At 73.2% G+C, this 25,899-nt stretch carries 22 protein-coding genes; 17 read left to right on the top strand and 5 right to left on the bottom strand.

Features of this window, described 5'->3' with window-relative positions:
- Window positions 1-24 precede the first annotated feature (24 nt).
- Window positions 25-2,526 (top strand): UvrD-helicase domain-containing protein, encoded by a 2,502-nt coding sequence (locus DT076_RS13285; RefSeq protein ID WP_114127178.1) that lies wholly within the window; start codon window positions 25-27, stop codon window positions 2,524-2,526.
- Window positions 2,527-2,767: 241 nt separating this feature from the next.
- Here the strand turns inward: DT076_RS13285 and DT076_RS13290 are convergent, their stop codons facing one another.
- Complete coding sequence (locus tag DT076_RS13290) at window positions 2,768-3,865, bottom strand: M23 family metallopeptidase (protein WP_158548133.1); 1,098 nt, start codon at window positions 3,863-3,865, stop codon at window positions 2,768-2,770.
- Between the two features lie 222 nt (window positions 3,866-4,087).
- Between DT076_RS13290 and DT076_RS13295 the strand changes: the two genes are divergently transcribed.
- From DT076_RS13295 to sucD, 3 genes are all read left to right on the top strand, one after another.
- Complete coding sequence (locus DT076_RS13295; protein ID WP_233493952.1) at window positions 4,088-4,513, top strand: cobalamin B12-binding domain-containing protein; 426 nt, start codon at window positions 4,088-4,090, stop codon at window positions 4,511-4,513.
- A 213-nt stretch (window positions 4,514-4,726) separates the two neighbouring features.
- Window positions 4,727-5,902, top strand: coding sequence for an ADP-forming succinate--CoA ligase subunit beta (gene sucC, locus DT076_RS13300; protein WP_114127181.1), 1,176 nt, complete (start codon window positions 4,727-4,729; stop codon window positions 5,900-5,902).
- 12 nt (window positions 5,903-5,914) lie between these two features.
- The gene (sucD, locus tag DT076_RS13305; RefSeq protein WP_114127182.1) at window positions 5,915-6,802 is read left to right on the top strand and encodes a succinate--CoA ligase subunit alpha; all 888 of its coding nucleotides are present in this window, start codon (window positions 5,915-5,917) and stop codon (window positions 6,800-6,802) included.
- Window positions 6,803-6,907: 105 nt separating this feature from the next.
- Here the strand turns inward: sucD and DT076_RS13310 are convergent, their stop codons facing one another.
- Window positions 6,908-8,689 (bottom strand): hypothetical protein, encoded by a 1,782-nt coding sequence (locus DT076_RS13310; RefSeq protein WP_114127183.1) that lies wholly within the window; start codon window positions 8,687-8,689, stop codon window positions 6,908-6,910.
- Window positions 8,690-8,853: 164 nt separating this feature from the next.
- Here DT076_RS13310 and DT076_RS13315 point away from each other — a divergent pair, with 164 nt between their 5' ends.
- From DT076_RS13315 to DT076_RS13335, 5 genes are all read left to right on the top strand, one after another.
- Entirely contained in the window at window positions 8,854-10,170 is a 1,317-nt protein-coding gene (locus DT076_RS13315; protein ID WP_114127184.1) for a cell division protein PerM, read from the top strand.
- A gap of 74 nt (window positions 10,171-10,244) precedes the next feature.
- Window positions 10,245-10,820, top strand: coding sequence for a phosphoribosylglycinamide formyltransferase (gene purN / locus DT076_RS13320; RefSeq protein ID WP_114127185.1), 576 nt, complete (start codon window positions 10,245-10,247; stop codon window positions 10,818-10,820).
- 44 nt (window positions 10,821-10,864) lie between these two features.
- Entirely contained in the window at window positions 10,865-12,451 is a 1,587-nt protein-coding gene (gene purH, locus DT076_RS13325) for a bifunctional phosphoribosylaminoimidazolecarboxamide formyltransferase/IMP cyclohydrolase (RefSeq protein WP_114127186.1), read from the top strand.
- 25 nt (window positions 12,452-12,476) lie between these two features.
- Window positions 12,477-13,334 carry a bifunctional methylenetetrahydrofolate dehydrogenase/methenyltetrahydrofolate cyclohydrolase gene (locus DT076_RS13330; RefSeq protein WP_114127187.1) on the top strand — a complete coding sequence of 286 codons (858 nt, stop codon included), beginning with the start codon at window positions 12,477-12,479 and terminating at the stop codon, window positions 13,332-13,334.
- 10 nt (window positions 13,335-13,344) lie between these two features.
- The gene (locus DT076_RS13335; RefSeq protein WP_114127188.1) at window positions 13,345-13,629 is read left to right on the top strand and encodes a DUF3017 domain-containing protein; all 285 of its coding nucleotides are present in this window, start codon (window positions 13,345-13,347) and stop codon (window positions 13,627-13,629) included.
- A gap of 87 nt (window positions 13,630-13,716) precedes the next feature.
- Here DT076_RS13335 and DT076_RS13340 read toward each other — a convergent pair whose 3' ends face one another.
- Both DT076_RS13340 and DT076_RS20030 read right to left on the bottom strand, forming a co-directional pair.
- Window positions 13,717-14,706 carry a malate dehydrogenase gene (locus DT076_RS13340; protein WP_114127189.1) on the bottom strand — a complete coding sequence of 330 codons (990 nt, stop codon included), beginning with the start codon at window positions 14,704-14,706 and terminating at the stop codon, window positions 13,717-13,719.
- A gap of 115 nt (window positions 14,707-14,821) precedes the next feature.
- Window positions 14,822-15,442 (bottom strand): NINE protein, encoded by a 621-nt coding sequence (locus tag DT076_RS20030; RefSeq protein ID WP_233493953.1) that lies wholly within the window; start codon window positions 15,440-15,442, stop codon window positions 14,822-14,824.
- Between the two features lie 83 nt (window positions 15,443-15,525).
- Between DT076_RS20030 and DT076_RS13350 the strand changes: the two genes are divergently transcribed.
- From DT076_RS13350 to DT076_RS13370, 5 genes are all read left to right on the top strand, one after another.
- Window positions 15,526-16,071 carry a nucleoside/nucleotide kinase family protein gene (locus tag DT076_RS13350; protein WP_114127190.1) on the top strand — a complete coding sequence of 182 codons (546 nt, stop codon included), beginning with the start codon at window positions 15,526-15,528 and terminating at the stop codon, window positions 16,069-16,071.
- A 33-nt stretch (window positions 16,072-16,104) separates the two neighbouring features.
- Entirely contained in the window at window positions 16,105-17,442 is a 1,338-nt protein-coding gene (locus DT076_RS13355) for a hemolysin family protein (RefSeq protein ID WP_114127191.1), read from the top strand.
- A gap of 49 nt (window positions 17,443-17,491) precedes the next feature.
- Window positions 17,492-18,523 carry a tryptophan--tRNA ligase gene (gene trpS, locus DT076_RS13360; protein ID WP_114127192.1) on the top strand — a complete coding sequence of 344 codons (1,032 nt, stop codon included), beginning with the start codon at window positions 17,492-17,494 and terminating at the stop codon, window positions 18,521-18,523.
- Window positions 18,524-18,566: 43 nt separating this feature from the next.
- Window positions 18,567-19,793, top strand: a complete 1,227-nt coding sequence (locus DT076_RS13365) for a phosphotransferase (RefSeq protein ID WP_233493954.1) — start codon at window positions 18,567-18,569, stop codon at window positions 19,791-19,793.
- 118 nt (window positions 19,794-19,911) lie between these two features.
- A complete protein-coding gene (locus DT076_RS13370) occupies window positions 19,912-20,835 on the top strand; it encodes a type IV toxin-antitoxin system AbiEi family antitoxin domain-containing protein (RefSeq protein WP_158548134.1) in 924 nt (307 codons plus the stop codon).
- A gap of 53 nt (window positions 20,836-20,888) precedes the next feature.
- Here DT076_RS13370 and DT076_RS13375 read toward each other — a convergent pair whose 3' ends face one another.
- Window positions 20,889-21,617 carry a dienelactone hydrolase family protein gene (locus DT076_RS13375; protein WP_114127195.1) on the bottom strand — a complete coding sequence of 243 codons (729 nt, stop codon included), beginning with the start codon at window positions 21,615-21,617 and terminating at the stop codon, window positions 20,889-20,891.
- A gap of 77 nt (window positions 21,618-21,694) precedes the next feature.
- On the opposite strand from DT076_RS13375, the gene DT076_RS13380 reads away from it, so the two are divergent.
- From DT076_RS13380 to DT076_RS13390, 3 genes are all read left to right on the top strand, one after another.
- Window positions 21,695-23,275: an acyl-CoA mutase large subunit family protein gene (locus DT076_RS13380; RefSeq protein ID WP_233493955.1), complete on the top strand. Its 1,581-nt coding sequence runs from the start codon at window positions 21,695-21,697 to the stop codon at window positions 23,273-23,275.
- Between the two features lie 82 nt (window positions 23,276-23,357).
- Window positions 23,358-24,584 carry an amidohydrolase gene (locus DT076_RS13385; RefSeq protein WP_114127196.1) on the top strand — a complete coding sequence of 409 codons (1,227 nt, stop codon included), beginning with the start codon at window positions 23,358-23,360 and terminating at the stop codon, window positions 24,582-24,584.
- 185 nt (window positions 24,585-24,769) lie between these two features.
- Entirely contained in the window at window positions 24,770-25,885 is a 1,116-nt protein-coding gene (locus DT076_RS13390; RefSeq protein ID WP_199539179.1) for a BMP family lipoprotein, read from the top strand.
- Window positions 25,886-25,899 lie beyond the last annotated feature (14 nt).

Consider the following 25,899-nt stretch of genomic DNA (forward strand, 5'->3'; position numbering starts at 1 on the left):
ACCCGCCACTAGGCTGGCGGGGTCATGAGCCAGCCAGACCTGTTCGCCAGCCTGCCCCCCGTCGAGACCTCCGCGCCGGCCCCGGCGGGGACCCGCGTGCCCGCCCCCGGAGCCGCCGGCGCGGCGGGGGAGGGGCAGCGCCCGCGGCTGACCGAGGAGCTGCTGCTGGACGGGCTGAACGGGCCGCAGCGCCAGGCCGTCACCCACGAGGGGCCGCCGGTGCTCGTGGTCGCCGGCGCCGGCTCGGGCAAGACCCGGGTGCTGACCCGCCGGATCGCCTGGCTGGTCAGCCAGCGCAACGTGCACCCCGGCTCGGTGCTGGCCATCACCTTCACCAACAAGGCCGCCGCCGAGATGAGGCACCGGGTGGCCGACCTGGTCGGCAACCGGGCCCGCCTGATGTGGGTGTCCACCTTCCACTCCGCCTGCGTGCGGATCCTGCGCGCGGAGATCGCGCGGTTCGGCTACACCCGCACGTTCTCCATCTACGACGACACCGACGCCAAGCGGCTGATGACGCTGGTCTGCCGCGACCTCGAGCTCGACCCCAAGCGCTATCCCGTCCGCGGGGTGATGAACTGGGTCTCCAACCTCAAGAACGAGCTGGTCGACCACGAGTCCGCGCCGGCCCACGTCGCCTCGCCGGCTGAGGAGCCCTACGCCGAGGCCTACAAGACCTACCAGCAGCGGCTGCGGGCGGCCAACGCGCTCGACTTCGACGACCTCATCATGACGACGGTGCACCTGCTGCAGGCCTTCCCCGACGTCCGCGAGCAGTACCGGCGCCGCTTCCGCCACGTGCTGGTGGATGAGTACCAGGACACCAACCACGCCCAGTACGCCCTGGTCCGCGAGCTCTGCGCCGAGGAGGAGGGCGAGCACTCGATCGGGGCGCCGGGGCTGATGGTGGTCGGCGACTCCGACCAGTCGATCTACGCCTTCCGCGGCGCGACCATCCGCAACATCCTCGACTTCGAGAGCGACTTCCCCGGCGCGGAGACGATCTTGCTGGAGCAGAACTACCGCTCGACCCAGAACATCCTGTCGGCCGCCAACGCCGTCATCACCCGCAACGCCGAGCGTCCGGAGAAGCGGCTGTGGTCCGACTCCGGGGACGGGCCGCTGATCACCGGCTACGTCGCCGACACCGAGCACGACGAGGCCCAGTTCGTGGCCGGCGAGATCGACCGGCTGACCGACGAGGGCGTGACCACGCCCGGGCAGACGGCCGTCTTCTACCGCACCAACGCCCAGTCGCGGGCCTTCGAGGACGTCTTCATCCGGGTCGGGCTGCCGTACAAGGTGGTCGGTGGGGTGCGCTTCTACGAGCGGCGCGAGGTACGCGACGCCATCTCCTACCTGCGAGCCATCGCCAACCGGGCCGACGACGTGTCGGTCCGGCGGATCCTCAACGTGCCCAAGCGCGGGATCGGTGACCGGGCGGAGGCGGCGATCGCCACCCTCGCCGAGCGTGAGCAGATCTCCTTCGGCGAGGCGCTGCGCCGCAGCGACGAGGCGGCCGGCCTGGCCACCCGCTCGGCCAAGCAGATCGAGGCCTTCGCCGCCCTGCTGGACGCGCACGAGCAGATGGTCGCCGACGGCGTCCCGGCCGACCAGGTGCTCACCTCGGTGCTGCAGGAGTCGGGCTACCTGGCCGAGCTGCAGAACAGCAAGGACCCCCAGGACGAGACCCGGATGGAGAACCTGGTCGAGCTGGTGTCGGTGGCCGCCGAGTTCGTCGCGAACGCCCACGCCCAGGACATCACCGCCGAGGTGGCCGCGGCCCGCGCCGAGGAGGACCAGACGGCGGAGGACGGGTCCCGCGAGCGGGAGGCGCTCGAGCTGGGCGACGAGCTGGCCGCCGGCGCTCCCGAGCCGGACGACTCGCTGCCGGCCTTCCTCGAGCGGATCGCCCTGGTGGCCGACTCCGACCAGATCCCCGACGCCGACGACGACGGCGGCATGGTCACGCTGATGACCCTGCACACCGCGAAGGGGCTGGAGTTCGACACCGTGTTCCTCACCGGGTGCGAGGACGGGGTGTTCCCGCACCAGCGGGCGCTCACCGACCGCAGCGAGCTGGAGGAGGAGCGCCGGCTGGCCTACGTCGGCATCACCCGGGCCCGAAAGCGGCTGCACCTCTCCCGCGCGGTGGTGCGGACGGCCTGGGGCGCCCCGCAGTACAACCCGCCGAGCCGGTTCCTCGAGGAGATCCCGGCTCACCTCTACGACTGGCGGCGCACCGGCGCGGCGGTGGCCAGCTGGGCCACCACCTCGGCCACCCGCCGCAACGAGGCCGACAGCTCGCTGGGCAGCTGGCGCAGCGCCGTCGGCTACGGCGCACGCCCGACCACCCGGCAGGTGCCGTCCCTGGACGCGGGTGACCGCGTGCTGCACAGCACCTTCGGGATGGGCACGGTGATCGCGACGAGCGGGACGGGCGACGCCACCAAGGCCGATGTGGACTTCGGCTCCGTCGGCGTGAAGCGCCTCTCCCTCAAGCACGCCCCGCTGGAGAAGCTGTAGGCGCGTCTTCCTGGGACCCGGGTCGGTCCCCGTCGGCTCGTCGGCGGGGTGTTCCGGGCGAGCGTCCTGACCGAGATCGACGGTCGGTCGACCACTCACCCCATCGGGTGCCGCGCCACTGCGCGGTGCCGCACGGCAGAATCTCGTCACTGACCGTCGGAATCGGTCAGCACCCTGCCGCTCGAGCACAAAAAAACCTGGCCCCCGCTGGGTCGCAGCGGGGGCCAGGTTGGTCTCGGTGTCAGAGCCGGACGCCGTGGGACAGCATCCAGACGGCGGGATCGCGCGTCTCGTAGGGGTTGCTGGTGGAGGCGCCGGCCGGGTACCACTCGAAGTGGAGGTGGGGGCCGAACGTGCGCCCGGTCATGCCGACCACGCCGATCATGGTGCCGGCCTTGACCTGCTGGCCGGGGGAGACGGCGGTGCTCGCCATGTGCGCGTAGAGCGTCTTGCTGCCGTCGGCGTGCTTGATGATCACGTGGGTGCCGGCCCAGCCGCCGCCGTTGGCCGGGACGACGACGCCGTCGGCCGCCGCGCGGATCGGGGTGCCGATCGGGGCGGAGAGGTCGGTGCCGGTGTGGTAGCGCGACCAGGAGCCCACCGCGCCCCAGCGCGCTGCCAGGCGGTAGTGGGCCAGCGGGGAGACGCCGCCGCCGTCGCCCACCGCCACGGGCTCGACCTCGTAGTCCTCGGGGAGGGAGAGGGTGCCGGAGGCGGACTCCTCGGCCTGGCGCTTCTTCTCCGCCTCGGCCTTCTTCTTCTCCTCCTCCTTGATGCGGGCGTCCTCGGACTCGATCTCCTTGCTGGTCTCGGCCAGCTTCTCGGCCCGCTCGTCCTGCATCGCCTGGCGGGAGGTCTGCACGACCTTCTCGTCGACCTTGCTCAGGTTGCTCTGCCGGTCGGCCAGCTCCTTGGCGGCGATCGCCCGGTCGAGCTCGACCCGCACGGAGTTGCGGCTCTCGCGGTCGTCACGGCCGCTGAAGGAGTCCAGCGTCCCGCTCTGGTTGCTCTGGCCGGCATCGCTGGCCTGCTCGCGCTCGTTGGCCTGGGCCGCCGCCTGCAGATCGCGGTTGAGGTTGACCGCCTGCTGCGCCGGCTCGGCCCGCGAGGTGTCGGCCGACCCGCTGTTGAGAGCGGCCTTCGCATCCACCTGGGTGGCCTGGGCGGCCGAGGTCAGGCTGACCGAGCCGGCCACGCCGAGGCCGAGCACGGAGATCGCCAGCGCAGCCAAGCCGTGGCTGAGGATGCTGTGACGGGTGGTGTCGGAGCGGTCGGAGAAGCTGGCGTCGTCGGCGGCTAGCGCCCGGCGAGCCTTCGCTCCGCGGAACGTCCTGGACACACACACTCCTCGACCTGCTGGATGATCACAACCCGGCCGGATCCTGTCCGGCCAAACGCGCAGAAACCTAACCGATGGGCACAGACCCATCAAGCCCCGACTGAGGAAAAATCTTAGCGATTCTCAGGTTGATGCGCCAATCCGCAGGGCGCCACAACAATCTGTGAATCGTCTCACACCCCGGACAGACCACCTCCGGAAGCGGCGGCTAGGGTGCCGGATGTGGACAGCGCAGTGGCACGCCCGATCCGGGTGGTGGTGGCCAAGCCCGGTCTGGACGGGCACGACCGCGGCGCCAAGGTGGTCGCCCGCGCCCTGCGCGACGCGGGCATGGAGGTCGTCTACACCGGGCTGCACCAGACCCCGGAGCAGATCGTGGCCACCGCCCTGGCCGAGGACGCCGACGCCGTCGGGCTGTCGATCCTCTCCGGGGCCCACATGACGATCTTCCCGCGCGTGGTCGAGCTGCTGCGGGCCGAGGGCGCGGACGACGTCGTCGTCTTCGGCGGGGGCATCATCCCCGAGGCCGACCGGCAGCCGCTGGCCGAGGCCGGGGTGGCCCGCGTCTTCACCCCCGGCGCGACGATGGCCGAGATCGTCGAGTGGGTGCGCGAGCACTGCCGGCGCAGCGACGAGCTGACCTCCTGAGAGGCCGCCCGGACGCCCACCGGCGCCCGGTGGTCGGTTTCGCCGCACCTGAGCCCTGGCGTTAGAGTCGCGCGGGGCGCGAGGACGCCCCCGTGGTGCGGACGGGCGCCGGGCGGCGTCCCCCCACCTCCCACCCGAGGAAACCCCGGACGGCCTGACCGGACGGGGACCGACGTTGGGGCCCGCGAGCCCCGGAAGAAGGATGGAATCGTCGTGGATCTCTACGAATACCAGGCGCGCGACCTGTTCGAGTCGCACGGCGTGCCGGTGCTCCGGGGCATCACCGCCACCACGCCCGAGGAGGCCGAGGCCGCTGCGGCGGAGCTGGGCACCCCGGTCGTCGTGGTGAAGGCCCAGGTCAAGACCGGTGGCCGTGGCAAGGCCGGCGGGGTGAAGATCGCCAAGAGCCCGGCCGAGGCGGCCGAGCGCGCCCGGGAGATCCTGGGGCTCGACATCAAGGGTCACGTGGTGCGCACGGTGATGGTGGCCGAGGGCGCCGACATCGCCGAGGAGTACTACTTCTCCCTGCTGCTCGACCGCGCCAACCGCTCCTACCTGGCCATGTGCAGCAAGGAGGGCGGCGTCGAGATCGAGCAGCTCGCCGTGGAGCGTCCCGAGGCGCTGGCCCGGGTGCCGGTCGACCCTGCGGTGGGCATCGACGCGGCCAAGGCCGAGGAGATCGTCGCCACCGCCGGCTTCGACGAGGCCGACCGCGCCAAGATCGCCGAGGTGCTGGTCACCCTGGGCACGGTCTACACCGCCAGCGACGCCACCCTGGTCGAGGTCAACCCGCTGGTGAAGACCGGTGACGGCTCGATCATCGCGCTCGACGGCAAGGTCACGCTGGACGAGAACGCCGACTTCCGCCACCCCGAGTTCGCCGAGCTGGCCGACGTGGCCGCCGCCGACCCGCTGGAGCTCAAGGCCAAGGAGAAGGGCCTCAACTACGTCAAGCTGGACGGCTCGGTCGGGATCATCGGCAACGGTGCCGGCCTGGTGATGAGCACCCTGGACGTCGTCGCCTACGCCGGCGAGGAGTTCCCCGGTGCGCCGAAGCCGGCCAACTTCCTCGACATCGGCGGTGGCGCCAGCGCCGAGGTGATGGCCAACGGGCTGGACGTGATCCTGCACGACGAGCAGGTGAAGAGCGTCTTCGTCAACGTCTTCGGCGGCATCACCGCCTGCGACGCGGTCGCCAACGGCATCGTGCAGGCCTTCGAGCTGCTCCAGGGCCGCGGCGTCGACCCGAAGCCGCTGGTCGTCCGCCTCGACGGCAACAACGCCGAGCTCGGCCGGCAGATCCTGCGGGACGCGGGGCTGCCCGGTCTGGAGCAGGTGGACACGATGGACGGTGCAGCCCGCCGGGCTGCCGAGCTGGCTGCGAACTGAGGAGCGACTGACATGGCAATCTTCCTGAACTCCGAGTCCCGGGTCATCGTCCAGGGCATGACGGGCTCGGAGGGCATGAAGCACTCCCAGCTCATGCTCAAGTCCGGCACCAATGTGGTCGGCGGCGTGAACCCGCGCAAGGCGGGCACCACCGTCGACTTCGAGGACGGGGTCACCGTCCCCGTCTTCGGCACCGTCGCCGAGGCGATGGGGCAGGCCCAGGCGAACGTGTCGGTGATCTTCGTGCCGGCCAAGTTCACCAAGTCCGCGGTGGTCGAGGCGATCGAGGCCGAGATCCCGCTGGCCGTCGTCATCACCGAGGGAGTCCCGGTCAGGGACACCGCCGAGTTCTGGAGCCTGGCGAAGGGCTCCAAGACCCGGATCATCGGCCCGAACTGCCCCGGCCTGATCACCCCGGGGGTGTCGAACGCCGGCATCATCCCGGCCAGCATCACGTCCGGCGGGCGGATCGGCCTGGTGTCGAAGTCGGGCACCCTGACCTACCAGATGATGTACGAGCTCAACGACTACGGCATCTCCACCGCGGTCGGGATCGGTGGCGACCCGGTCATCGGCACCACCCACATCGACTGCCTGCAGGCCTTCCAGGACGACCCCGACACCGACGCGATCGTCATGATCGGCGAGATCGGCGGCGACGCCGAGGAGCGGGCCGCCGAGTTCATCAGGGCCAACGTCACCAAGCCGGTGGTCGGCTACGTCGCCGGGTTCACCGCGCCGGAGGGCAAGACGATGGGCCACGCCGGCGCCATCGTCTCCGGCTCGGCCGGCACCGCGGCCGCGAAGAAGGAGGCCCTCGAGGCGGCCGGCGTCAAGGTCGGCAAGACCCCGAGCGAGACCGCCGCGCTGATGCGCGACATCATGGCCTCGCTGGCCTGAGCCGCACGCACCGACGGCCCGCACCCCTCAGGGGTGCGGGCCGTCGTCGTCGGTGGGGGCGGAACGCCACGAGGACGCCGGGACGTCCGGGGCTGGTCGGTCGGCTCAGCCGGCCTGGGTGGTGCGACCTGCGGCGCGCTCGGCCAGCTCGGTCCACTGCTCGTCGGAGAAGTCGAAGTCGGCGGCCTCCGGGTCGAGCGGCAGGCCCAGGTAGACGACCTTCTCGTCCACGCTGGCCATCGCGATCCGGTAGCTGACCTCCTCGTCCGCCCCCGTCGACTGGGTCACGGTGTAGGCGGTGCCGGCGATCTTGCTCTTGCCGACCGATCCCTCGATCGGCTGGGGCTCGGAGACGTCGGCGGTGCGCAACTCCTCCTCGCACCCCTCGACCGACTCCTCGTAGTCGTCGACCAGTGCGGTGGCGGCCTCGGCGTCCTCCATCGAGAGCACGACCTCGTCGAAACCGAACTGGCTGGGGGCGTCGGGGTCACGCTGCAGCAGGTAGGTCACCTTGCCGCGGGTCTCCGGACCGCTCACCGTGGCGGGGTCGATGCCCTCGCACCGGCTCAGGGCGACGTCGGTGAAGTCGGTCTCCACGGCCGTCGGACCCCACTCGCCCGCGCCGCGGGTGATCCGGGGGACGTCGACAGGTGCCAGGAAGCCGGGCTCGGAGTCGCCGAGCGGCGGCAGGCCCTTGGTCACCGTCACGTCATCGGCGCAGGCCCCGTCGACGGCACCGCACTGGCCGGTGACGACGTCGGTGGCGGCCTCGACCAGCCCGTCGGACCTGACCGAGCCGTCCTGCTGGGCGGCGTCCAGCACGTTGACCAGCCGGCCCGTGCGCACGAGCACCACCGAGTGGAAGGTGTTCGGCTCGTCCTCGATCACGGCGAGCCCGCCTGCGGCCTGGTCGCCCAGACCGTCGACCTTCCAGCCCTCGGCCATGAAGACCGGCTGGCGGGGGCAGCCCGCGAGCTGGGCCAGCCGGCTCTCGAAGACCCGCTGGGCGTCGGCCTCGGTGGGGTAGAGGTCGGCCTGGTGCAGCACGGCGGTCTCGGCCTCGCTGGCCGTGGTGAGGGTGCGCAGCCGAGACATCTCCGGGGTCGGCAGCCCGGGCTCGGTGCGCAGCAGGCACACCGGCTGCGGGGCGTCCTCGGCGATGCCCTCCTCGTCGAGGCTGATCTTCCAGCCCGCCTCGGGCGAGATCGCGTCGGCCTCGCGGTCGGTGAGCATCGAGGTGGTGTTGAGCGGGGCGACCGGGCTCGGCGTCGGGGTCGTCCCGACCGGCGGCGCGGTGACCTGCGGCGGCTGGTTGGCCCAGACCGCGAAGCCGATCGCCAGCGAGGTCACCATCACCAGCGCGAGCGCGGAGACCAGCAGCCCCATCCGGGTCCGGCGGTCGAGCTGGTGGCGGTGCGGCTCCTGCCACATCGGCGGCGGGGAGCTGGCCGAGCGCTGGTGCTGGGTCTGGCTCGACACCGGGCGGGGGTCGGCCGGGACGGTGCCCGGGCGTCCCCACGGGTTCGGCTCGGCCGGCTGGCTCTCGGCGTAGCTGGCCGGGGCCGCCGCGGTGATCTCGGCGTCGCGGGCCGGCGTGCTGGCCGGCTGGATGGTCACGGTCGGCTGCGCGTCGGGGGTGTCCTGCGCTGCCGCGTCCGCGGTCGTCCGGCGGTCCTGGGTCGACCCGGCCCGCGGGGCGGGGGTCTGGCTCCGGTCGGCACCGGTCGGCTCGGCGCCGGTCGCGTCCTGGTCGCCCTCGGCCGCCGGCCAGGGTTCCAGGCTGCGGCGGGCGCGGCTCGGGCGGGGGGTGTCGGTGGACGGCCGGGAGGGGTCGTCGGACCAGGGGATCGCGCGGCGGGGGTTACCGCCAGCGTCCTTGTCGGCCACTCGCCTGCTCCTTCTCGTCGATCAAAGGCGCCTACTGTAGTGCCGCGCTCCGGGCAACCCAAAATCGCCGAGCGTATCCCGTCACCCTCCAGCGCGGCCAAACTTAGCCCCTCGGGCGTGTCAGGGCGAGCCGGGGCGGGGTCGGGGGCGACGATGGACGGGCTATGACTCCTCCCGCCACCAGCGTCCGAGACCGGCTGCCGACCCTCCGCGTGACCGAGGCCGGGCAGCGGACGGCGCCCGCGGCCGAGCCGGCGGTGGTGCCGGCGTGGCTGGCCGCGGTGGGTGGTGGGACGGCGGCCAGCGCGGTCGGCTGGCTGCTGCCGGCGGCGCTCGTGCTGGTCGGCTGGCTGGCCGACATGGCCGGGCCCTCGACCCTGCCGCTGCGGGCCGCGACGCAGTTCTGGTTCGCCGGCCACGGCGGGAACGCCCACCTCGGCACGAGCACCTGGACGCTGGTGCCGCTGGGGCTGACCGTGCTGCAGCTGCTGGTGCTCACCCAGGTCGCCGGGTTCGCCGCGCGCCAGGCGCCGGCCGCGGTGCGCGCGACCCGGGGGGTCCTGACCCGGTGCGTGGTGCTGCTGGTGCTGGGCTACCTGCTGCCGCTCGCGGTGGTGGCGACCCTGGTCGGCACCCCGGACCAGCTGGTCCGGGTGCTGGCCGGAGGTGCGGTGCTCGCCGCCGCCGGCGGGTGGTGGGGTGCGGTGCGGGCCGTCGGGCTGCCGTGGGCGCTGCCGGACTGGCTGCGCCGGCTGCCCAGGGCCGTCGGCGCCGGGGTGGCGGTGATGTGGCTGGCCTCGGCCGCGGTCCTCGTCGTCTCGGTGGTCCAGCACTTCGAGCAGGTGCAGGCGCTCAGCGGCGGAGCGGCGCCGCAGCCGGTGTCCGCGGTGGTGCTGGTGCTCGCCCAGCTGGCCTACCTGCCCAACCTGGTGCTGTGGGCGATGAGCTACCTGCTCGGTGCGGGGTTCACCGTCGCGACCGACTCGGTGGTCTCCCCGATGGTGACCGAGCTCGGGCTGCTGCCCGGCATCCCCGTGCTCGGGGCACTGCCCCCCGAGGGGATCGGGACGTGGACGTCCTGCCTGTGGCTGCTGGCCGGGGTGGCCGCGGGTGCGGTGACCGCGGTCGTGCTGCTGCGCGGGCTGCGCCCGCTGCGCTTCGACGCCGCCTGCCTGGTCGGCGGACTCGCCGCGGCGCTCACCGGGCTGGTGCTGACGGTGGCCGGAGCCGCCTCCCGCGGCAGCCTCGGCAGCGGCCGGCTGACCGGGCTCGGTCCGCGGCTGACCGAGCTGGCGGTGATGTCGGTGACCGTGCTCGGCATCGCCGGGCTGGTGACCGGGTTCGTCTACGGCCTGCTGGTGCGTCGCCGGCCCGTCGGTCCGGGAGCCGACGGCCCGGACGAGGCGCAGGAGGAGGACACCCGGGTGCTGCGTCGCCTCGACGACGCCGAGGCCACCCAGGTGCTCCGCCGGAGGCGCTGACCCGGCCGGCGTTCGGTCCGGGGCGGTCGTCGCGCGGATCGCCCGCCGCCGGGCCAGGCGATAGGGTCTGGCGGGTGGCGATGCGTGTCGTGGTCCTGGTGTCCGGGTCGGGCACCCTGCTGCAGTCGCTGCTCGACGCCGCGGCGGCCGGACGGCTGCCGGTCGAGGTGGTCGCGGTGGGCAGCGACCGCACCGGCATCGCCGGCCTCGAGCGGGCCGAGCGGGCCGGCGTCCCCACCTTCGTCGTCCCGCTCGAACGCGGCGCGGACCGGTCGGCCTGGGACGCCCGGCTGACCGAGGCGGTCGCGGAGCACCGACCCGACCTGGTGGTCTGCGCCGGGTTCATGAAGCTGCTGGGGGAGGCCTTCCTGGACGTCTTCGGCGGCCGCACCATCAACTCCCACCCCGCGCTGCTGCCGTCCTTCCCCGGGATGCACGGCCCGCGGGACGCCCTGGCCGCCGGGGTGAAGGTGAGCGGGGCCACCGTGTTCATGGTCGACGCCGGTGTGGACACCGGGACGATCCTGGCCCAGCGGGCGGTCGACGTCCGCGAGGACGACACCGTGGAGACGCTGCACGAGCGGATCAAGGTGGTCGAGCGCGAGATCCTGGTCGAGACCGTCGACCGGCTCGCCCGCACCCAGTCCTGACCCGGCCCCGGCACCGTCCGGGCGAGACAACGAGGAGACCCGTCATGACCGACAGCCCCGTCACCGACGCCGACGCCCCCGACCGGGTGCCGCTGCGGCGGGCCCTCGTCTCGGTCTACGACAAGACCGGTCTGGTCGAGCTCGGGCGCGCCCTGCAGGCCGCCGGGGTGGAGATCGTCTCCACCGGCTCGACCGCCAGCCGGCTCACCGACGCCGGGGTGCCGGTCACCCCGGTGGAGCAGGTCACCGGCTTCGCCGAGTGCCTCGACGGCCGGGTCAAGACGCTGCACCCGCTGGTGCACGCGCCGATCCTCGCCGACCGCCGGCTGGCCAGCCACCGCGAGCAGCTGGCCGAGCTGGGAGCGGAGCCGTTCGACCTGGTGGTGAGCAACCTCTACCCCTTCACCGAGACCGTCGCCTCCGGCGCCAGTCCCGACGAGTGCGTCGAGCAGATCGACATCGGCGGGCCGTCGATGGTGCGGGCCGCGGCGAAGAACCACCCCTCGGTCGCGATCATCACCTCGCCCAGCCAGTACGGGCAGCTGGAGCGGGCGCTGGGCGCGGGCGGGTTCACCCTGGTCGAGCGCCGCCGGCTGGCCGCCGAGGCGTTCGCGCACACCGCCGCCTACGACGTCGCGGTGGCGTCGTGGTTCGCCAACGGGCTGGGTGCGGAGCCCGACCAGGTGTTCCCGTCCTTCCTGGGCGCCACCTGGGAGCGCGCCGACGTGCTGCGCTACGGGGAGAACCCGCACCAGGCGGCCGCCCTCTACACCGACCCGTCCGGCGGTGGCCTGGCCGGTGCGGAGCAGCTGCACGGCAAGCAGATGTCGTACAACAACTACGTCGACACCGACGCCGCCCGCCGGGCCGCGCTGGACTTCGAGCAGCCGGCGGTCGCCATCATCAAGCACGCGAACCCGTGCGGGATCGCGGTCGGCGCCGACGTCGCCGAGGCGCACCGGCGGGCCCACGCCTGCGACCCGGTGTCGGCTTTCGGCGGCGTCATCGCCACCAACCGCCCGGTGTCGGTGGAGATGGCCCGCCAGGTCGCCGAGGTGTTCACCGAGGTGGTGGTCGCCCCCGACTACGAGGAGGGCGCGCTGGAGGTGCTGACCGCCAAGAAGAACATCCGGCTGCTGCGCTGCGCGGACGAGGACCGTCCGGCCACCGAGCTGCGGGCGGTCAGCGGCGGGCTGCTGCTGCAGCAGGCCGACCGGATGCAGGCCGAGGGCGATGACCCGGCGCAGTGGAACCTGGTCGCGGGCGAGCCCGCCGACGAGGCGCTGCTGGCCGACCTGGTCTTCGCCTGGCGGGCCTGCCGGGCGGTGAAGTCCAACGCCATCCTGCTGGCCCGTGACGGCGCCTCGGTCGGGGTCGGGATGGGTCAGGTCAACCGGGTCGACTCCTGCCGGCTGGCCGTCGAGCGGGCCGGTGCCGAGCGGGCCCGTGGTGCCGTGGCGGCCTCCGACGCCTTCTTCCCCTTCGCCGACGGGCCGCAGATCCTCATCGACGCCGGCGTCCGCGCGATCGTCCAGCCGGGCGGCTCGGTGCGGGACGAGGAGACGGTGGCCGCCGCCCGCGCGGCCGGCGTCACCTTGTACCTGACCGGCTCCCGGCACTTCTTCCACTGACCACCGCCCGCACCCGAGGAGCGAGATGACCGCACAGACCATGCTGGGCAAGCCCGTCGCCACCGCCATCAAGGACGACCTGAAGCGCCGCGTGGCCGCCCTGGCCGAGCGCGGGGTGGTGCCCGGGCTGGGCACCGTGCTGGTGGGCGACGACCCGGGCAGCCACTCCTACGTCCGGGGCAAGCACCGTGACTGCGCCGAGGTGGGGATCACCTCGATCGCGGTCGAGCTGCCCGGCGACGTGGAGGAGGCCGAGCTGCGTGAGCGGCTGCAGGCCCTCAACGAGGACCCGGCCTGCACCGGCTACATCGTGCAGCTGCCGCTGCCGGGCCACCTGGACGAGAACGCGATGCTCGAGCTCGTCGACCCCGACAAGGACGCCGACGGGCTGCACCCCACCAACCTCGGCCGGCTGGTGCTCGGCACGCCCGCGCCGCTGCCGTGCACGCCGCGGGGGATCATCGAGCTGCTGCGGGCCTCCGACGTCGAGCTGGCCGGCGCCGAGGTGTGCGTGATCGGCCGCGGGACCACGATCGGGCGTCCGATGGGGCTGCTGCTGACCCGCCGCTCGGAGAACTCCACCGTCACGCTGTGCCACACCGGCACCCGTGACCTGGCCGCGCACACCCGCCGCGCCGACATCGTCATCGCCGCCGCCGGCGTGCCGGACCTGGTGGATGCCGACATGGTCGCCGAGGGCTCGGTGCTGGTCGCGGTCGGGATCACCCGGACCGAGGCCGGTCTGGTCGGCGACTTCCACCCCTCCGTGCTGGAGAAGGCCCGGCTGATCGCCCCGGTGCCGGGCGGTGTCGGCCCGATGACGCGGGCGATGCTGCTGAGCAACGTGGTCGACCGCGCCGAGGCGATGGCCGCCACCGCCTGAGCCGGTCCTGATGGAGCCCGCCGGACGTCCGAGCGCCGCCACCTCGCGCTCGCTGAACCCCTGGCCGTTGCTGGCCTCGCTGGCGGTGTTCGCCGCCGGGCTGGTGCTGTGCGCGCTGGGGCAGTGGCGGGTCGGGCTGTGGACCTGCGCCGGCGGGCTGGTGCTGGCCGGGGTGCTCCGGCTGGTGCTGCCGCGGCGGGCGGTGGGGCTGCTGCGGGTGCGCCACCAGGCGGTCGACGTCGTCCTGCTGCTGGGGGCCGGGGTGGCGATGGCGGTGCTGGCCTACCTGCGCTGATCGCGGTGGGAACGCCCCCGGGCGTCCGGGTCGTCCGGGCGTGCAACGGCCCGGGGTGCGGTGTACCCCGGGCCGTCGCTGCGTCGCTCAGATGAGGCCGAGGGAGCGGACCGCGTCGCGCTCCTCGGCGAGCTCGGCGACGGTGGCGTCGATCTTGCCGCGGGAGAAGTCGTCGATCTCCAGGCCCTGCACGATGGAGTACTCGCCGTCGGTGACCGTGCAGGGGAAGGAGCTGATCAGGCCCTCCGGCACGCCGTAGGAGCCGTCGCTCGGCACCGCCATCGAGATCCAGTCGCCCTCCGGCGTCCCGGTCACCCAGTCGCGCATGTGCTCGACGGTGGCGTTGGCGGCCGAGGCGGCCGAGGAGGCGCCGCGGGCCTCGATGATCGCCGCGCCGCGCTTCTGCACGGTGGGCAGGAAGTCCTGCTCGACCCAGGCCTGGTCGTCGATGACCTCGGCGGCGTTGCGGCCGGAGATCTCGGTGTGGAACAGGTCGGGGTACTGGGTGGCGGAGTGGTTGCCCCAGATCGTCATGTGGGTCACCTCGGCGACCGGCACGCCGGCCTTCTGCGCGACCTGGGTGAGGGCGCGGTTGTGGTCGAGGCGGGTCAGCGCGTTGAAGCGGTGGTGGGGGATGTCGGGGGCGTTGGTCATCGCGATCAGCGCGTTGGTGTTGGCCGGGTTGCCGGTGACGAGCACCTTGACGTCGTCGGCGGCGTGGTCGTTGAGGGCCTTGCCCTGCGCGGTGAAGATCGCGCCGTTGGCCTCGAGCAGGTCGCTGCGCTCCATGCCCTTGCTGCGCGGACGGGCCCCGACCAGCATGGCGAGGTTGACCCCGTCGAACACCTGGGTGGCGTCGTCGCCGATCTCGACCGAGCTGAGCAGCGGGAACGCGCAGTCGTCGAGCTCCATCACCACACCCTCCAGCGCCTTCAGCGCCGGGGTGATCTCCAGCAGCCGCAGCTCGACGGGCTGGGTCGGCCCGAGCAGCGCACCGCTGGCGATGCGGAACAGCAGGCTGTAGCAGATCTGACCGGCCGCCCCGGTGACGGCGACCTTGACGGGTGCGTTGCTCACGTCTCGACTCCTCCTCGCGCCGACGGCGCGGTGTCCGCGGCCCGTCCGGGCCCTGTCGGGGTGACGCTAGCAATCCGCCCCGGGTCGGCGCAGACCGGCCGTCGTCGGCGGACCGTCAGCGCAGCGCCCGGCCCTGGCGGTCGCCGATCGTGCCGGTGAGGATGAGGACGAACTCGATCAGCGCCCAGATGCCGGTGATGAGGGGACCGATGCCGAACAGCCAGATGCCGAGCACCCAGATCAGCAGCTGGGCCACCCCGCGGCCGGTGTGGCCGAGGTAGAGGTTGTGCACCCCGAGGCCGCCGAGGAAGAAGGCGAGCACGGCGGCGGTGGTCTTCGACTTGTCCGACCAGTTCGGCTCGGACCCGTAGGGCGAGGCGTAGGGGTGCGCGACGGGGTAGGGACCCCCGTACGGGTGGGCCGGGAAGGACGCCGGCACCATCGCCTGGCCGGCGTAGGGATCGGCGGATGCCGAGGGCCGCGGGGCGTACGGGTCGGCGGGCGGGTACGGCGGCAGCGGCTGCGTCGCGTACGGGTCGGCCGAGGCGGAGGAGGGCGGGCCCCAGGCGGTGGCCCCGGGGTCGAGCGGCCGGGTCGGCTCGGGCGGTGCCGCGTCGGAGGGCCAGGTCGCCCCGGCCGGGGTCGGGACGGCGGGGAGCGGCTCGGTCGGCTCGGCGCCCGTCCGGTCGTCGCGGTGCGGTCCCGGGTCTCCTCCCGCGAAGTACTGTGACGACACGCAGCAGCCTTTCGTGAGGCACCGTCGAGGTGCGCGGACCCGCGCCGCCAGCCTAGCCCCGCGACCGTCCCCGGAGGAGTGCCGTGATCGATGCCGCGGAGGCGGTCCGGCAGGTGCGGGAGAGGCTCGCACCCCTGCGGCGGACGTCCTGGGTCGGGGTCGACGGGATGGGCGCCTCGGGCAAGACCACCTTCGCCGAGACGCTGCGAGGGGCGCTGGACGGGTCCGTGGTGGTGCACGTCGACGACTTCGCCCGTCCCGGTGTGCCGACCTGGCACCACGACCTCTTCACCAGCCAGGTCCTCCAGCCGCTGCTCGCGGGCCGGGCGGCGCGCTGGCAGCGCTGGGACCTCGCCGCCGACCGGCCGCTGGACTGGCAGCACGCGCCTCCGGGCGTCCCCGTCGTGGTCGAGGGTGTCTCGGCCACCGACCGGCGGCTGGCGGTGCCCTGGGACCTCACCGTCTGGGTGGACGTCCCGGCCGCGGTCCGCCACGCCCGGGCCCGCGCACGCGACGGCGAGCGGGTGTGGCGCGAGCGGTGGCTGGCTGAGTGGATCCCCAGCGAGGAGGACTACCTCGCCCAGCAGCGTCCCGACCTGCGGGCCGACCTCGTCGTCGACGGACGCTGACCGCCGCCGTCCGGGCGGACTAGGGTTCAGCGCGTGAACTCCACGCTCGTCAACATCGGGCTGATCCTGCTCTTCACGGTGATCGGCGGGGTGTTCGCCGCGGCGGAGATGTCGCTGGTGTCGCTGCGGGAGAGCCAGGTCAAGAACCTCAGCCACCGCGGCAGCCGCGGTCAGAAGGTGGCCCGGCTGGCCGCCAACCCCAACCGCTTCCTCTCCGCGGTGCAGATCGGGGTGACCCTGGCCGGCTTCCTCTCCGCCGCCTTCGGCGCCGCCACCCTCGCCGACGACCTGTCGCCGGTGCTGCAGACCCGGGGGGTGCCGGCCGGTGTGGCCGACACCCTGGCCCTGGTCGCCATCACCATCGTCATCTCCTACCTCTCGATCGTGCTGGGCGAGCTCACCGCCAAGCGGCTCGCGCTGCAGCGGGCCGAGGGCTTCGCGCTGGCGCTGGCGCCGCTGGTCGACTTCATCGCCACCCTGGCCCGGCCGGTGATCTGGCTGCTGGGGGCGTCGACGAACGTCGCGGTGCGGCTGCTCGGCGGCGATCCGAAGGCGAGCCGGGAGGAGGTCACCGACGAGGAGATCCGCGCCATGGTCAGCACCTCGGTCACCCTCGGCGCGGAGGAGCGCCGGATCGTGGACGAGGTGTTCAGCGCGGGCGAGCGCAGCCTGCGGGAGGTGATGGTGCCGCGGACCGAGGTGGACTTCCTGGCCGGGGACACCCCCGTCTCCCGGGCCGTCCGCGAGGTGCGCGACGCGCCGCACTCCCGCTACCCGGTGACCGCCCAGTCGACCGACGACGTGGTCGGCTTCGTGCACGTCCGCGACCTCTTCGACCCCGGTCTGGCCGGGCGGGCCAGCACCGTGCAGCAGCTGGTCCGCCCGGTGATCTCGTTGCCCGACACGGTGCGGATGCTGCCGGCGCTGACCGAGATGCGGCGTCGCGCCGCCCACCTCGCGGTGGTCCGCGACGAGTACGGCGGCACCGCCGGCATCGTGACCATGGAGGACCTGGTCGAGGAGCTGGTCGGCGACATCACCGACGAGTACGACGTGGTGGTCGGGACGCCCGCGCCGGCGGCCGGCGAGCTGGACGGGCTGACCACGCTGGAGGAGTTCACCGAGCGCCACCAGCTGGTCCTCGACGAGGGCCCCTACGACACTGTGGCCGGGTGGTTCATGGCCCGGCTCGGACGTCTCCCGCTGCCCGGCGACGAGCTCGAGGTCGAGCTGCGCGGGCCCGACGCCGGCGAGGACGAGCCCGGGCACCCGGTCCGCTTCCAGGTGCTCGAGCTGGACGGCCGCCGCGCCGCCCGGTTCCGGGTGACGGTCGGCGCGCGTCCGGCGACCCCGGCCACCCCGGCGTCGTGAGACCGTCCGGGCCAGAACCCGGACGCGGCGGCGTCCCGACGATGGAACAATGACCGCCATGCCAGCCCGCGTGCTCTCCCTGACCCAGCCCACCGCCGACTCCCTGCACCTGGGGAACTACCTCGGTGCGCTGCGTCAGTGGGTGGCCCTGCAGGACGACTACGAGACCTTCTACGGCGTCGCCGACCTGCACGCGCTCACCGTCGAGGTCGAGCCGCAGCAGCTGACCGAGCGCACCCTGCGCAGCGCGGCCCAGTTCGTGGCCGCCGGCGTCGACCCGGTGCGCTCGCCGGTGTTCGCCCAGAGCCACGTCGGAGAGCACGCCCAGCTCGCCTGGGTGCTCAGCTGCCTGACCGGGTTCGGCCAGGCCAGCCGGATGACCCAGTTCAAGGACAAGTCGGCCCGCGTCGGTGCCGACAAGGCCAACGTCGGGCTGTTCACCTACCCGATCCTGATGGCCGCCGACATCCTGCTGTACCAGGCCGAGCGGGTCCCGGTGGGGGAGGACCAGCGCCAGCACCTCGAGCTGACCCGCGACCTCGCCCAGCGGTTCAACCACCGCTTCGGCGAGGTGTTCACCGTGCCCGAGCCCCACATCGTCAGCTCGGTCGGCAAGATCATGGACCTGCAGGACCCGACCTCGAAGATGAGCAAGACGTCCTCCTCGCCGAACGGGATCATCGAGCTGCTCGACGAGCCGAAGGCCAACATCAAGAAGTTCCGCTCCGCGGTCACCGACTCCGACACCGTGATCGCCTACGACGAGGAGAACAAGCCGGGGGTGTCCAACCTGCTCAACCTGCTCTCGGTGTTCACCGGACGCTCCGTGGAGCAGCTGGTGACGGACTTCGAGGGCAAGATGTACGGCCACCTCAAGGTCGCCGTGGCCGACGCCGCGATGGAGGTCATCGCCCCGTTCCGCCAGCGCACCCTGGAGCTGATGGAGGAACGGACCGAGCTGGAGGCGCTGCTGCTCGCCGGCGCGGAACGTGCCCGCGCGGTCGCGGCGAAGACGCTGGCCGACGTCTACGATGCGGTTGGCCTGGTGCGCCCTGCGGGTGCGGCGGGCACAGCGCGCTGACACGGCGGCGCGCGGACCAGGTCGACTCGCCCGGGAGGTGCCGGTGGAGCAGCAGGACCCTGATGGCTCGCGGCTGCTCACCTCCCGCGACGTCGGTGAGCTGCTGAGCGCGGCGGTCGAGCACGCCGGAGGGCAGCTGCTCGACTGGCGGATGGACCACGTCGACGCCAACCCCCAGCACTCCACCACCGCCACCTACCACGCCTCGGTGAAGTGGCCCTTCGGCCGCCGTGACGAGCTGCTCGGGGTCAGTGCGCGGGCCGGCGGCCCGGCGCCCAGCGACGAGCGGGCCGAGATCTTCGCCGCCGGCGACCGGCGGATGGCGGTGTGGCTCTACCCGAAGGATCCTGACCTGCCGGGTCTGGCGCGGGCCGCCTACCCCGACCAGATGGCCGACCTGCTCACCAACCAGCGGGTGCTGCCGCGGCCGGTGCGTCCCGACGAGGTCACGCTGGAGATGATCGCCTACCGGCCGCGGCGCCGGGCGGTGCTGCGGGTCACGGTGGACTCGCCGGCGGGCCGGGCGGTGTTCTACGTCAAGGTGCTGCGGGCCCAGCTGTTCGCCGACGTCGAGCGCCGCCACCGGATGCTGCTCCAGGCAGGCGTCCCCGCCCCGCCGGTGGTGGCGACCACGGAGGACTACCTGCTGGTGCTCCGCGAGCTGGGTGGACGTCCGCTGGCCAAGGCGATCTTCGACGAGCGCCCGCCGTGCACCGCCGAGGCGCTGATCACCCTGCTGGACGCGATGCCGCCGGCGGTCAGCCAGCTGCAGCGCCGTCCGCCGTGGACCGACTCGGTGCAGCACTACAGCCAGATGGTCTCCCGGGCGCTGCCGATGGAGCGCCGGCGGCTGGACTGGATCACCGGTGAGATCCAGTCCGGGCTGGCCGGCATCAGCCCCGGGGACGAGCCCACCCACGGCGACTTCCACGAGGGCCAGGTGCACGTCGAGGCCGGCCGGATCGTCGGCGTCCTCGACGTCGACACCATCGGCCCCGGCCGCCGGGTCGACGACCTCGCGTGCCTGGTCGCCCACCTCTCCACCGTGCAGCGGATGAACGCCCAGCAGGCGGCCCGGGTGCGGGCCCTGCTGCAGGGCTGGGTGCCCGTGTTCGACACCCGCGTCGACCCCGCCGAGCTGCGGCTGCGGGCGGCCGCGGTGATCATCTCGCTGGCGACCGGCCCCTACCGCAGCCAGGAGCCGCACTGGGCGCGGGAGACGTCGTTCATCCTCGACGCCGCCGAGGCCCTCGTCCGCCAGGTGCGCTGAGCCCGGTCCCGGTTCGCCTTCCCGCACCGATGTCGGTGCCGGATCCCGAACTGGCGGCCCGTCCACAGATGTGGCGGAGTCGGCGTCGGGCGGTGGTCCGGGGTGGGAGCGTGGACGGGTGCACGCCAGGGTCCGTCCGTCCGCCGCCTTCCTCGAGCTCGCGGCCCGCCACGGGGGCGTCGTCACCCGTGCCGAGGCGGAGCAGCACGGCCTCAGCCGGCGGGTGGTCGGGCGTCTCACCCGGGACGGCCTCTGGCACCCGCTGGGACGAGGGACCTACCTGACCACGGCGCAGCCGCCCGACTGGACGGCGCGGGCGTGGGCCGGGCTGCGCGTCGGTGACGCCGGGAGCCTCCTCGGAGGACGGGCCGCGGCACACGTGCACGGTCTGCTCGACGCTCCGGACGTCATCGACGTCTGGGTCCGGGGGCCGCGGGCACCGCAGTCGGGCGGCCCCTGGCGGTTCCGGCTCGACCGGCTGTCGCGTCGGACGGGGCCGTCGCGCCCACCCACGCTGTGCGTGGAGGAGACGGTGCTCGACCTCGCCGGCGTCCTCCCGGCCGCGGGGCTGGTCGACCTGCTGTTCTCGGTGGCGCTGTCGCGGCGCACCACGGCCCGACGGGTGCGCGCCGCGATGGCCCGCCGAGGGCGGGTGCCGCAGCGCGCGCTGCTCGGCGACCTGCTGGCCGAGGTGGCCGAGGGCGTCGAGTCACCGCTGGAGCGTCTCTACCGGACGGACGTGGAGTCGGCGCACGGCCTGCCCCGTCCCCGCCGTCAGCACCGCTCCGACGGAACACGCCGGGACGTCGTCTACGAGGACTTCGGCGTCGTGGTCGAGCTCGACGGTGCGCTGTGGCACCGGGCGAGGGTGTTCCGGGACATGCGCCGCGACAACCGGAACCAGCTGCGGGGTCGACCGACCTTGCGGTACGGCTGGCAGGACACCGTCGCCGACCCGTGCTACGTGGCCGCCCAGGTCGGGCTGCTGCTCCGCCAGCGAGGGTGGGACGGCACCTTCCGCCGCTGCCGGCGCTGTCGCTGAGCTCCCAGTTCGGGATCGCGCACCGATGTCGGTGCCGGATCCCGAACGGGCGGTCAGGACGGGTGGGGGACCGAGGCGGTGGGGAGGTGGTCGTCGAGGAACTCGGTGGTGGCGTGCCAGGCGTTGACGGCGGCCTGGTGGTGGTGCCAGGCGCCGAGGTGGTTGTCGAAGGCGTGGTCGGCGCCGGGGTGGGCCATCCAGGTGGCGCCGGCGGCGGTGACGGCCTCGCGGACGCGGGCCTGGGCGTCGGCGTCGATGAAGGAGTCGGCCTCGCCGAAGTGGTGCAGGCTCGGGCAGGTGACCTGCGGGGCGAGGTCGAGCAGTGACGGCAGCGCCGAGCCGTAGTAGCCGATGAGGACGTCCGGCCGCACCCGGGCCGCGACCGCGAACGCCACCCCGCCGCCGAAGCAGAAGCCGAGCAGCCCCACCCCGGTCGAGCCGTCGTAGCGCCGGACGGTCTCGACCGCGCTGACCCCGTCGGCCACCGCGGTCTCCAGGTCCAGCCGCTGCGCCAGGCCCATCGCCCGCTCCAGCGCGTCGGCGTCGGTCTCGGTGACCACGGGCGCGGTGCCGTCCTCGCCCAGCCGCCAGTACAGGTGCGGCACGAGCACGCCGTAGCCCTCGGAGACCAGGTCGCGGCTGCGGCGGTGGATGTAGTCGGTGACGCCGAAGATCTCCTGGAACAGCACCACCGTGGCGGCCGGCTCGGCCCGCGGCGCGAACCAGTCGGCCGGCATCGGGCCGTCCGGGGTGTCGACGTCGATCCGGCGTGGGGTCGTCATGCGGCTGATCCTGCCACGTCGACCGGCGTGGCATCATCGGCCGCGGCGGAGGTGCCCAGCAGCGTCGAGGAGGTCGGGTGGTGCGTGGCGAGACGGAGTCCGGCACCCCCTTCGCCCGGGTCTACGGCCCGGCCGACCGCGAGGGCGCCGATCCGGCCGCGCTGGGTGAGCCGGGCGGCTTCCCCTACACCCGCGGCGTCCACCCCGGCATGTACACCGAACGTCCCTGGACGATGCGCCAGTACGCCGGATTCGGCACGGCCCGGGAGTCCAACGCCCGCTACCGCGAGCTGATCGGGCACGGCACCACCGGGCTCTCGGTCGCCTTCGACCTGCCCACCCAGATGGGCCACGACTCCGATGCGCCGCTGGCCGCCGGCGAGGTCGGCAAGGTGGGGGTCGCGATCGACTCGGTGGAGGACATGGCCGTCCTGTTCGACGCCATCCCGCTGGGTGAGGTGTCGACCTCGATGACGATCAACGCCCCCGCCGCGGTGCTGCTGCTGCTCTACGAGCTGGTCGCCGAGGAGCAGGGGGTGCCCGCCGAGCGGCTCACCGGCACCATCCAGAACGACGTGCTCAAGGAGTACATCGCCCGCGGCACCTACATCTTCCCGCCCGAGCCGTCGCTGCGGCTGGTGGCCGACACGTTCGCCTACTGCCGCGAGCACCTGCCGCGCTGGAACACGATCTCGATCTCGGGCTACCACATGGCCGAGGCCGGGGCCACGCCGGCGCAGGAGATCGCGTTCACCCTCGCCAACGCGATCGCCTACGTCGACGCGGCGCTGGGGGCGGGGCTGGCGGTGGACGAGTTCGCGCCGCGGCTGTCCTTCTTCTTCGTCGCGCGCACCACGCTGCTGGAGGAGGTGGCGAAGTTCCGCGCCGCCCGCAGGATCTGGGCGCACCTGATGCGCGACCGGTTCGGCGCGCAGAACCCGCGCTCGATGATGCTGCGCTGCCACACCCAGACCGCGGGCGTCCAGCTCACCGCCCAGCAGCCGGAGGTCAACCTGGTGCGGGTGACGGTGCAGGCGATGGCCGCGGTGCTCGGCGGCACCCAGTCGCTGCACACCAACTCCTTCGACGAGGCGATCGCGCTGCCCACCCAGAAGGCGGCCCGGCTGGCCCTGCGCACCCAGCAGGTGCTCGCGCACGAGACCGACCTCACCGCCACCGTCGACCCGTTCGCCGGCTCCTACGTGGTGGAGAGCCTGACCGACGACCTGGAGGCCGAGGCGCTGCGGCTGATGGCGGCGGTGGAGGAGCGCGGCGGGGCGGTGCGGGCCATCGAGGAGGGCTTCCAGAAGAGCGAGATCGAGCGGATCGCCTACCGGGTGGCCCGCGAGGTCGACGAGGGCGAGCGGGTGGTCGTCGGCGTCAACCGGTTCACCGTCGAGGAGGACGAGCCCTACCAGCCGCTGCGGCTGGACCCGGCCCTGGAGGCGGAGCAGACCGCCCGGCTGGCCCGGCTGCGGGCCTCCCGCGACGGGGCCGCGGTGCGGACCGCCCTGGAGGAGGTCCGGCGGGTGGCGGCCGGCAGCGGCAACGTGCTGGTGCCGCTGAAGGAGGCGCTGCGCCGGCGCGCCACCGTGGGCGAGGTGTGCGACGCGCTGCGGGACGTCTGGGGCGTGCACCGACCGCGCGAGACGTTCTGATCCCGCGCCCCAGCGGCCCGGGGGCACGGGTTCTGGCACACTGCGAGAGGTCCCGACGTCGTCCTCAGGAAGCCCGCACCTCGTGTACAACCAGGTCCAGGAAGTCATCCGCGAAGCCACCCTCGGGCTCGACGACGAGCTGGTCAGCTTCCGGCGCGACCTGCACGCCCACCCCGAGGTCGGCTTCAACGAGCGCCGCACCACCTCCCGGCTGGTGCAGCGGCTGACCCGCGCCGGCCTCCACCCCCAGCCGCTGAAGATGGGCACCGGTCTGGTCTGCGAGATCGTCCCGCGCGAGCCGGTGCCGGTGCTCGACGGCGAGCGACGTCCGGCCCGGGTGGGGCTGCGGGCCGACATCGACGCGCTGCCGATCAACGACACCAAGGACGTCGCCTACGCCTCCACCCAGGCCGGGGTGGCCCACGCCTGCGGCCACGACGTGCACACCACGATCGTGCTCGGCGCCGGTCTGGTGCTGGCCCGGCTGCGCGACCGCGGACTGCTGCGCAACACCGTCCGGCTGATCTTCCAGCCGGCCGAGGAGGTCAGCCCGGGCGGGGCCACCGAGGTCATCGCCGAGGGCGCGCTGGAGGGGCTGGACGAGGTGTACGCGCTGCACTGCGACCCGCGCACCGACGTCGGGCAGGTGGCGCTGAAGAAGGGCCCGATCACCTCCGCAGCCGACCGCATCCGGGTCTCGCTCAGCGGCCCGGGCGGGCACACCTCCCGCCCGCACACGACCAGCGACGTGGTGGCCGCGCTGGGCACCGTGATCACCCAGGCCCCGCTGGTGCTGTCGCGCCGGCTCGACCCGCGCAGCGGCACCTCGCTGATCTGGGGCCACGTCCAGGCCGGCACCGCCGAGAACGCGATCCCGCGGCACGGGGTGGTGGCCGGCACCATGCGGACGCTGACCGTGGAGGGCTGGGAGCGGGCCCGCACCCTGCTGCCGGAGGTGCTGGAGCACCTGGTCGCGCCGTTCGACGTGGCGATCGAGGTGGACTTCGACGAGGGGCTGCCGCCGACGGTCAACCACCCGGCCGGGGTGGACCGGCTGATCGACGCCGCGCAGAGCCAGCTGGGCCGCGGCTCGGTCACCCGCACCGAGCAGTCGCTCGGCGGGGAGGACTTCTCCTGGATGCTGCAGCGGGTGCCGGGCGCGATGGCCCGGCTCGGCGTGCGCAGCCCGGGTGAGACCGACTGGCCCGACATCCACCGGCCGTACTTCGACGTCGACGAGGGCTGCATCGCGGTCGGCGTCCAGGTGCTCAGCCGGGTCGCCGCGGTGGGCGCCGCCCGGCTGTCCTGACCGCCCGGCCGGTCTCCCCGCACCCGGCGTATTACAAGTCGATACCACTCCGGCCGGAGGGCCGGATCGAGGCAGACGCGGGGCGGGCTGCCGTTCTACAGTTCCAGCGCCCGCCCGAGGCGGCCGCACGATCGTCTCACCCCACCCCCTGCGGGCGTGGATCCTCCTGTCGAAAGGCCCTCGTCGTGAAGAAGCTCCCCGCCGTCGCCACGCTGGCGACCGCCGCCCTGCTCGCCCTGGCCGGCTGCGCCGAGCCGCCGGCCCCCCAGGCCCCGCAGCCCAGCACCAGCGAGAGCGCCGGCGGCAGCGGTGACGGCGCCGCGGCGTTCAAGGCCTGCATGGTGTCGGACTCCGGCGGCTTCGACGACAAGTCGTTCAACCAGACCTCCTACAAGGGCCTGACCGATGCCGTGGCCGAGCTCGGCATCGAGAGCAACGAGGTGCAGTCCTCGACCAACGCCGACTTCGCCCCCAACGTGGAGGCGATGGTCGCCGACGGCTGCAACATCATCGTCACCGTCGGCTTCCTGCTCGACGACGCGACCACCGCTGCGGCCGAGGCCAACCCCGACATCGACTTCGCCATCGTCGACTCCAACCCCGAGGGCAGCGCCGACCTGGAGAACCTCAAGCCGCTGCTGTTCAACACCGCCGAGTCGAGCTTCCTCGCCGGCTACCTGGCCGCGGGCATGACCAAGACCGGCACCGTCGGCACCTTCGGCGGGCTGCAGATCCCGACCGTGACGATCTTCATGGACGGCTTCGCCCAGGGCGTGGCCCACCACAACGAGACCAAGGGCACCGACGTCCAGGTGATCGGCTGGAGCTCGGAGAACCAGGACGGCCAGTTCGTCCCCGGTGACGACCCGTTCCAGAACATCGCCGGTGGCAAGCAGACCGCCGACACCCTGGTCAGCCAGGGCGCCGACATCCTCTTCCCGGTCGCCGGCCCGGCCGGTGAGGGTGCGCTGCAGGCGGCCCAGTCCAGCGGCGGCAACGTCAACGCCATCTGGGTCGACACCGACGGCTGCGTCTCGGCCGAGCAGTACTGCCCGCAGCTGATCTCCAGCGTCTACAAGGCGATGGACCTCGCGGTGGCCGACGCCATCCGGGCCTCCTACAACGACGAGTTCTCCAACGAGCCCTACGTCGGCACCCTGGAGAACGACGGCACCGGGCTGGCCCCGTTCAACGAGTTCGAGGACGACGTGCCGGCCGAGCTGAAGGCCGAGCTGGAGCAGCTGCGCACCGACATCACCTCCGGCACCATCCAGATCGAGTCCGCCGCCCAGCCCAAGTGAGCACCCGCCGCCGC

Source organism: Desertihabitans brevis, from assembly GCF_003327535.1.
Taxonomy (GTDB): domain Bacteria; phylum Actinomycetota; class Actinomycetes; order Propionibacteriales; family Propionibacteriaceae; genus Desertihabitans; species Desertihabitans brevis.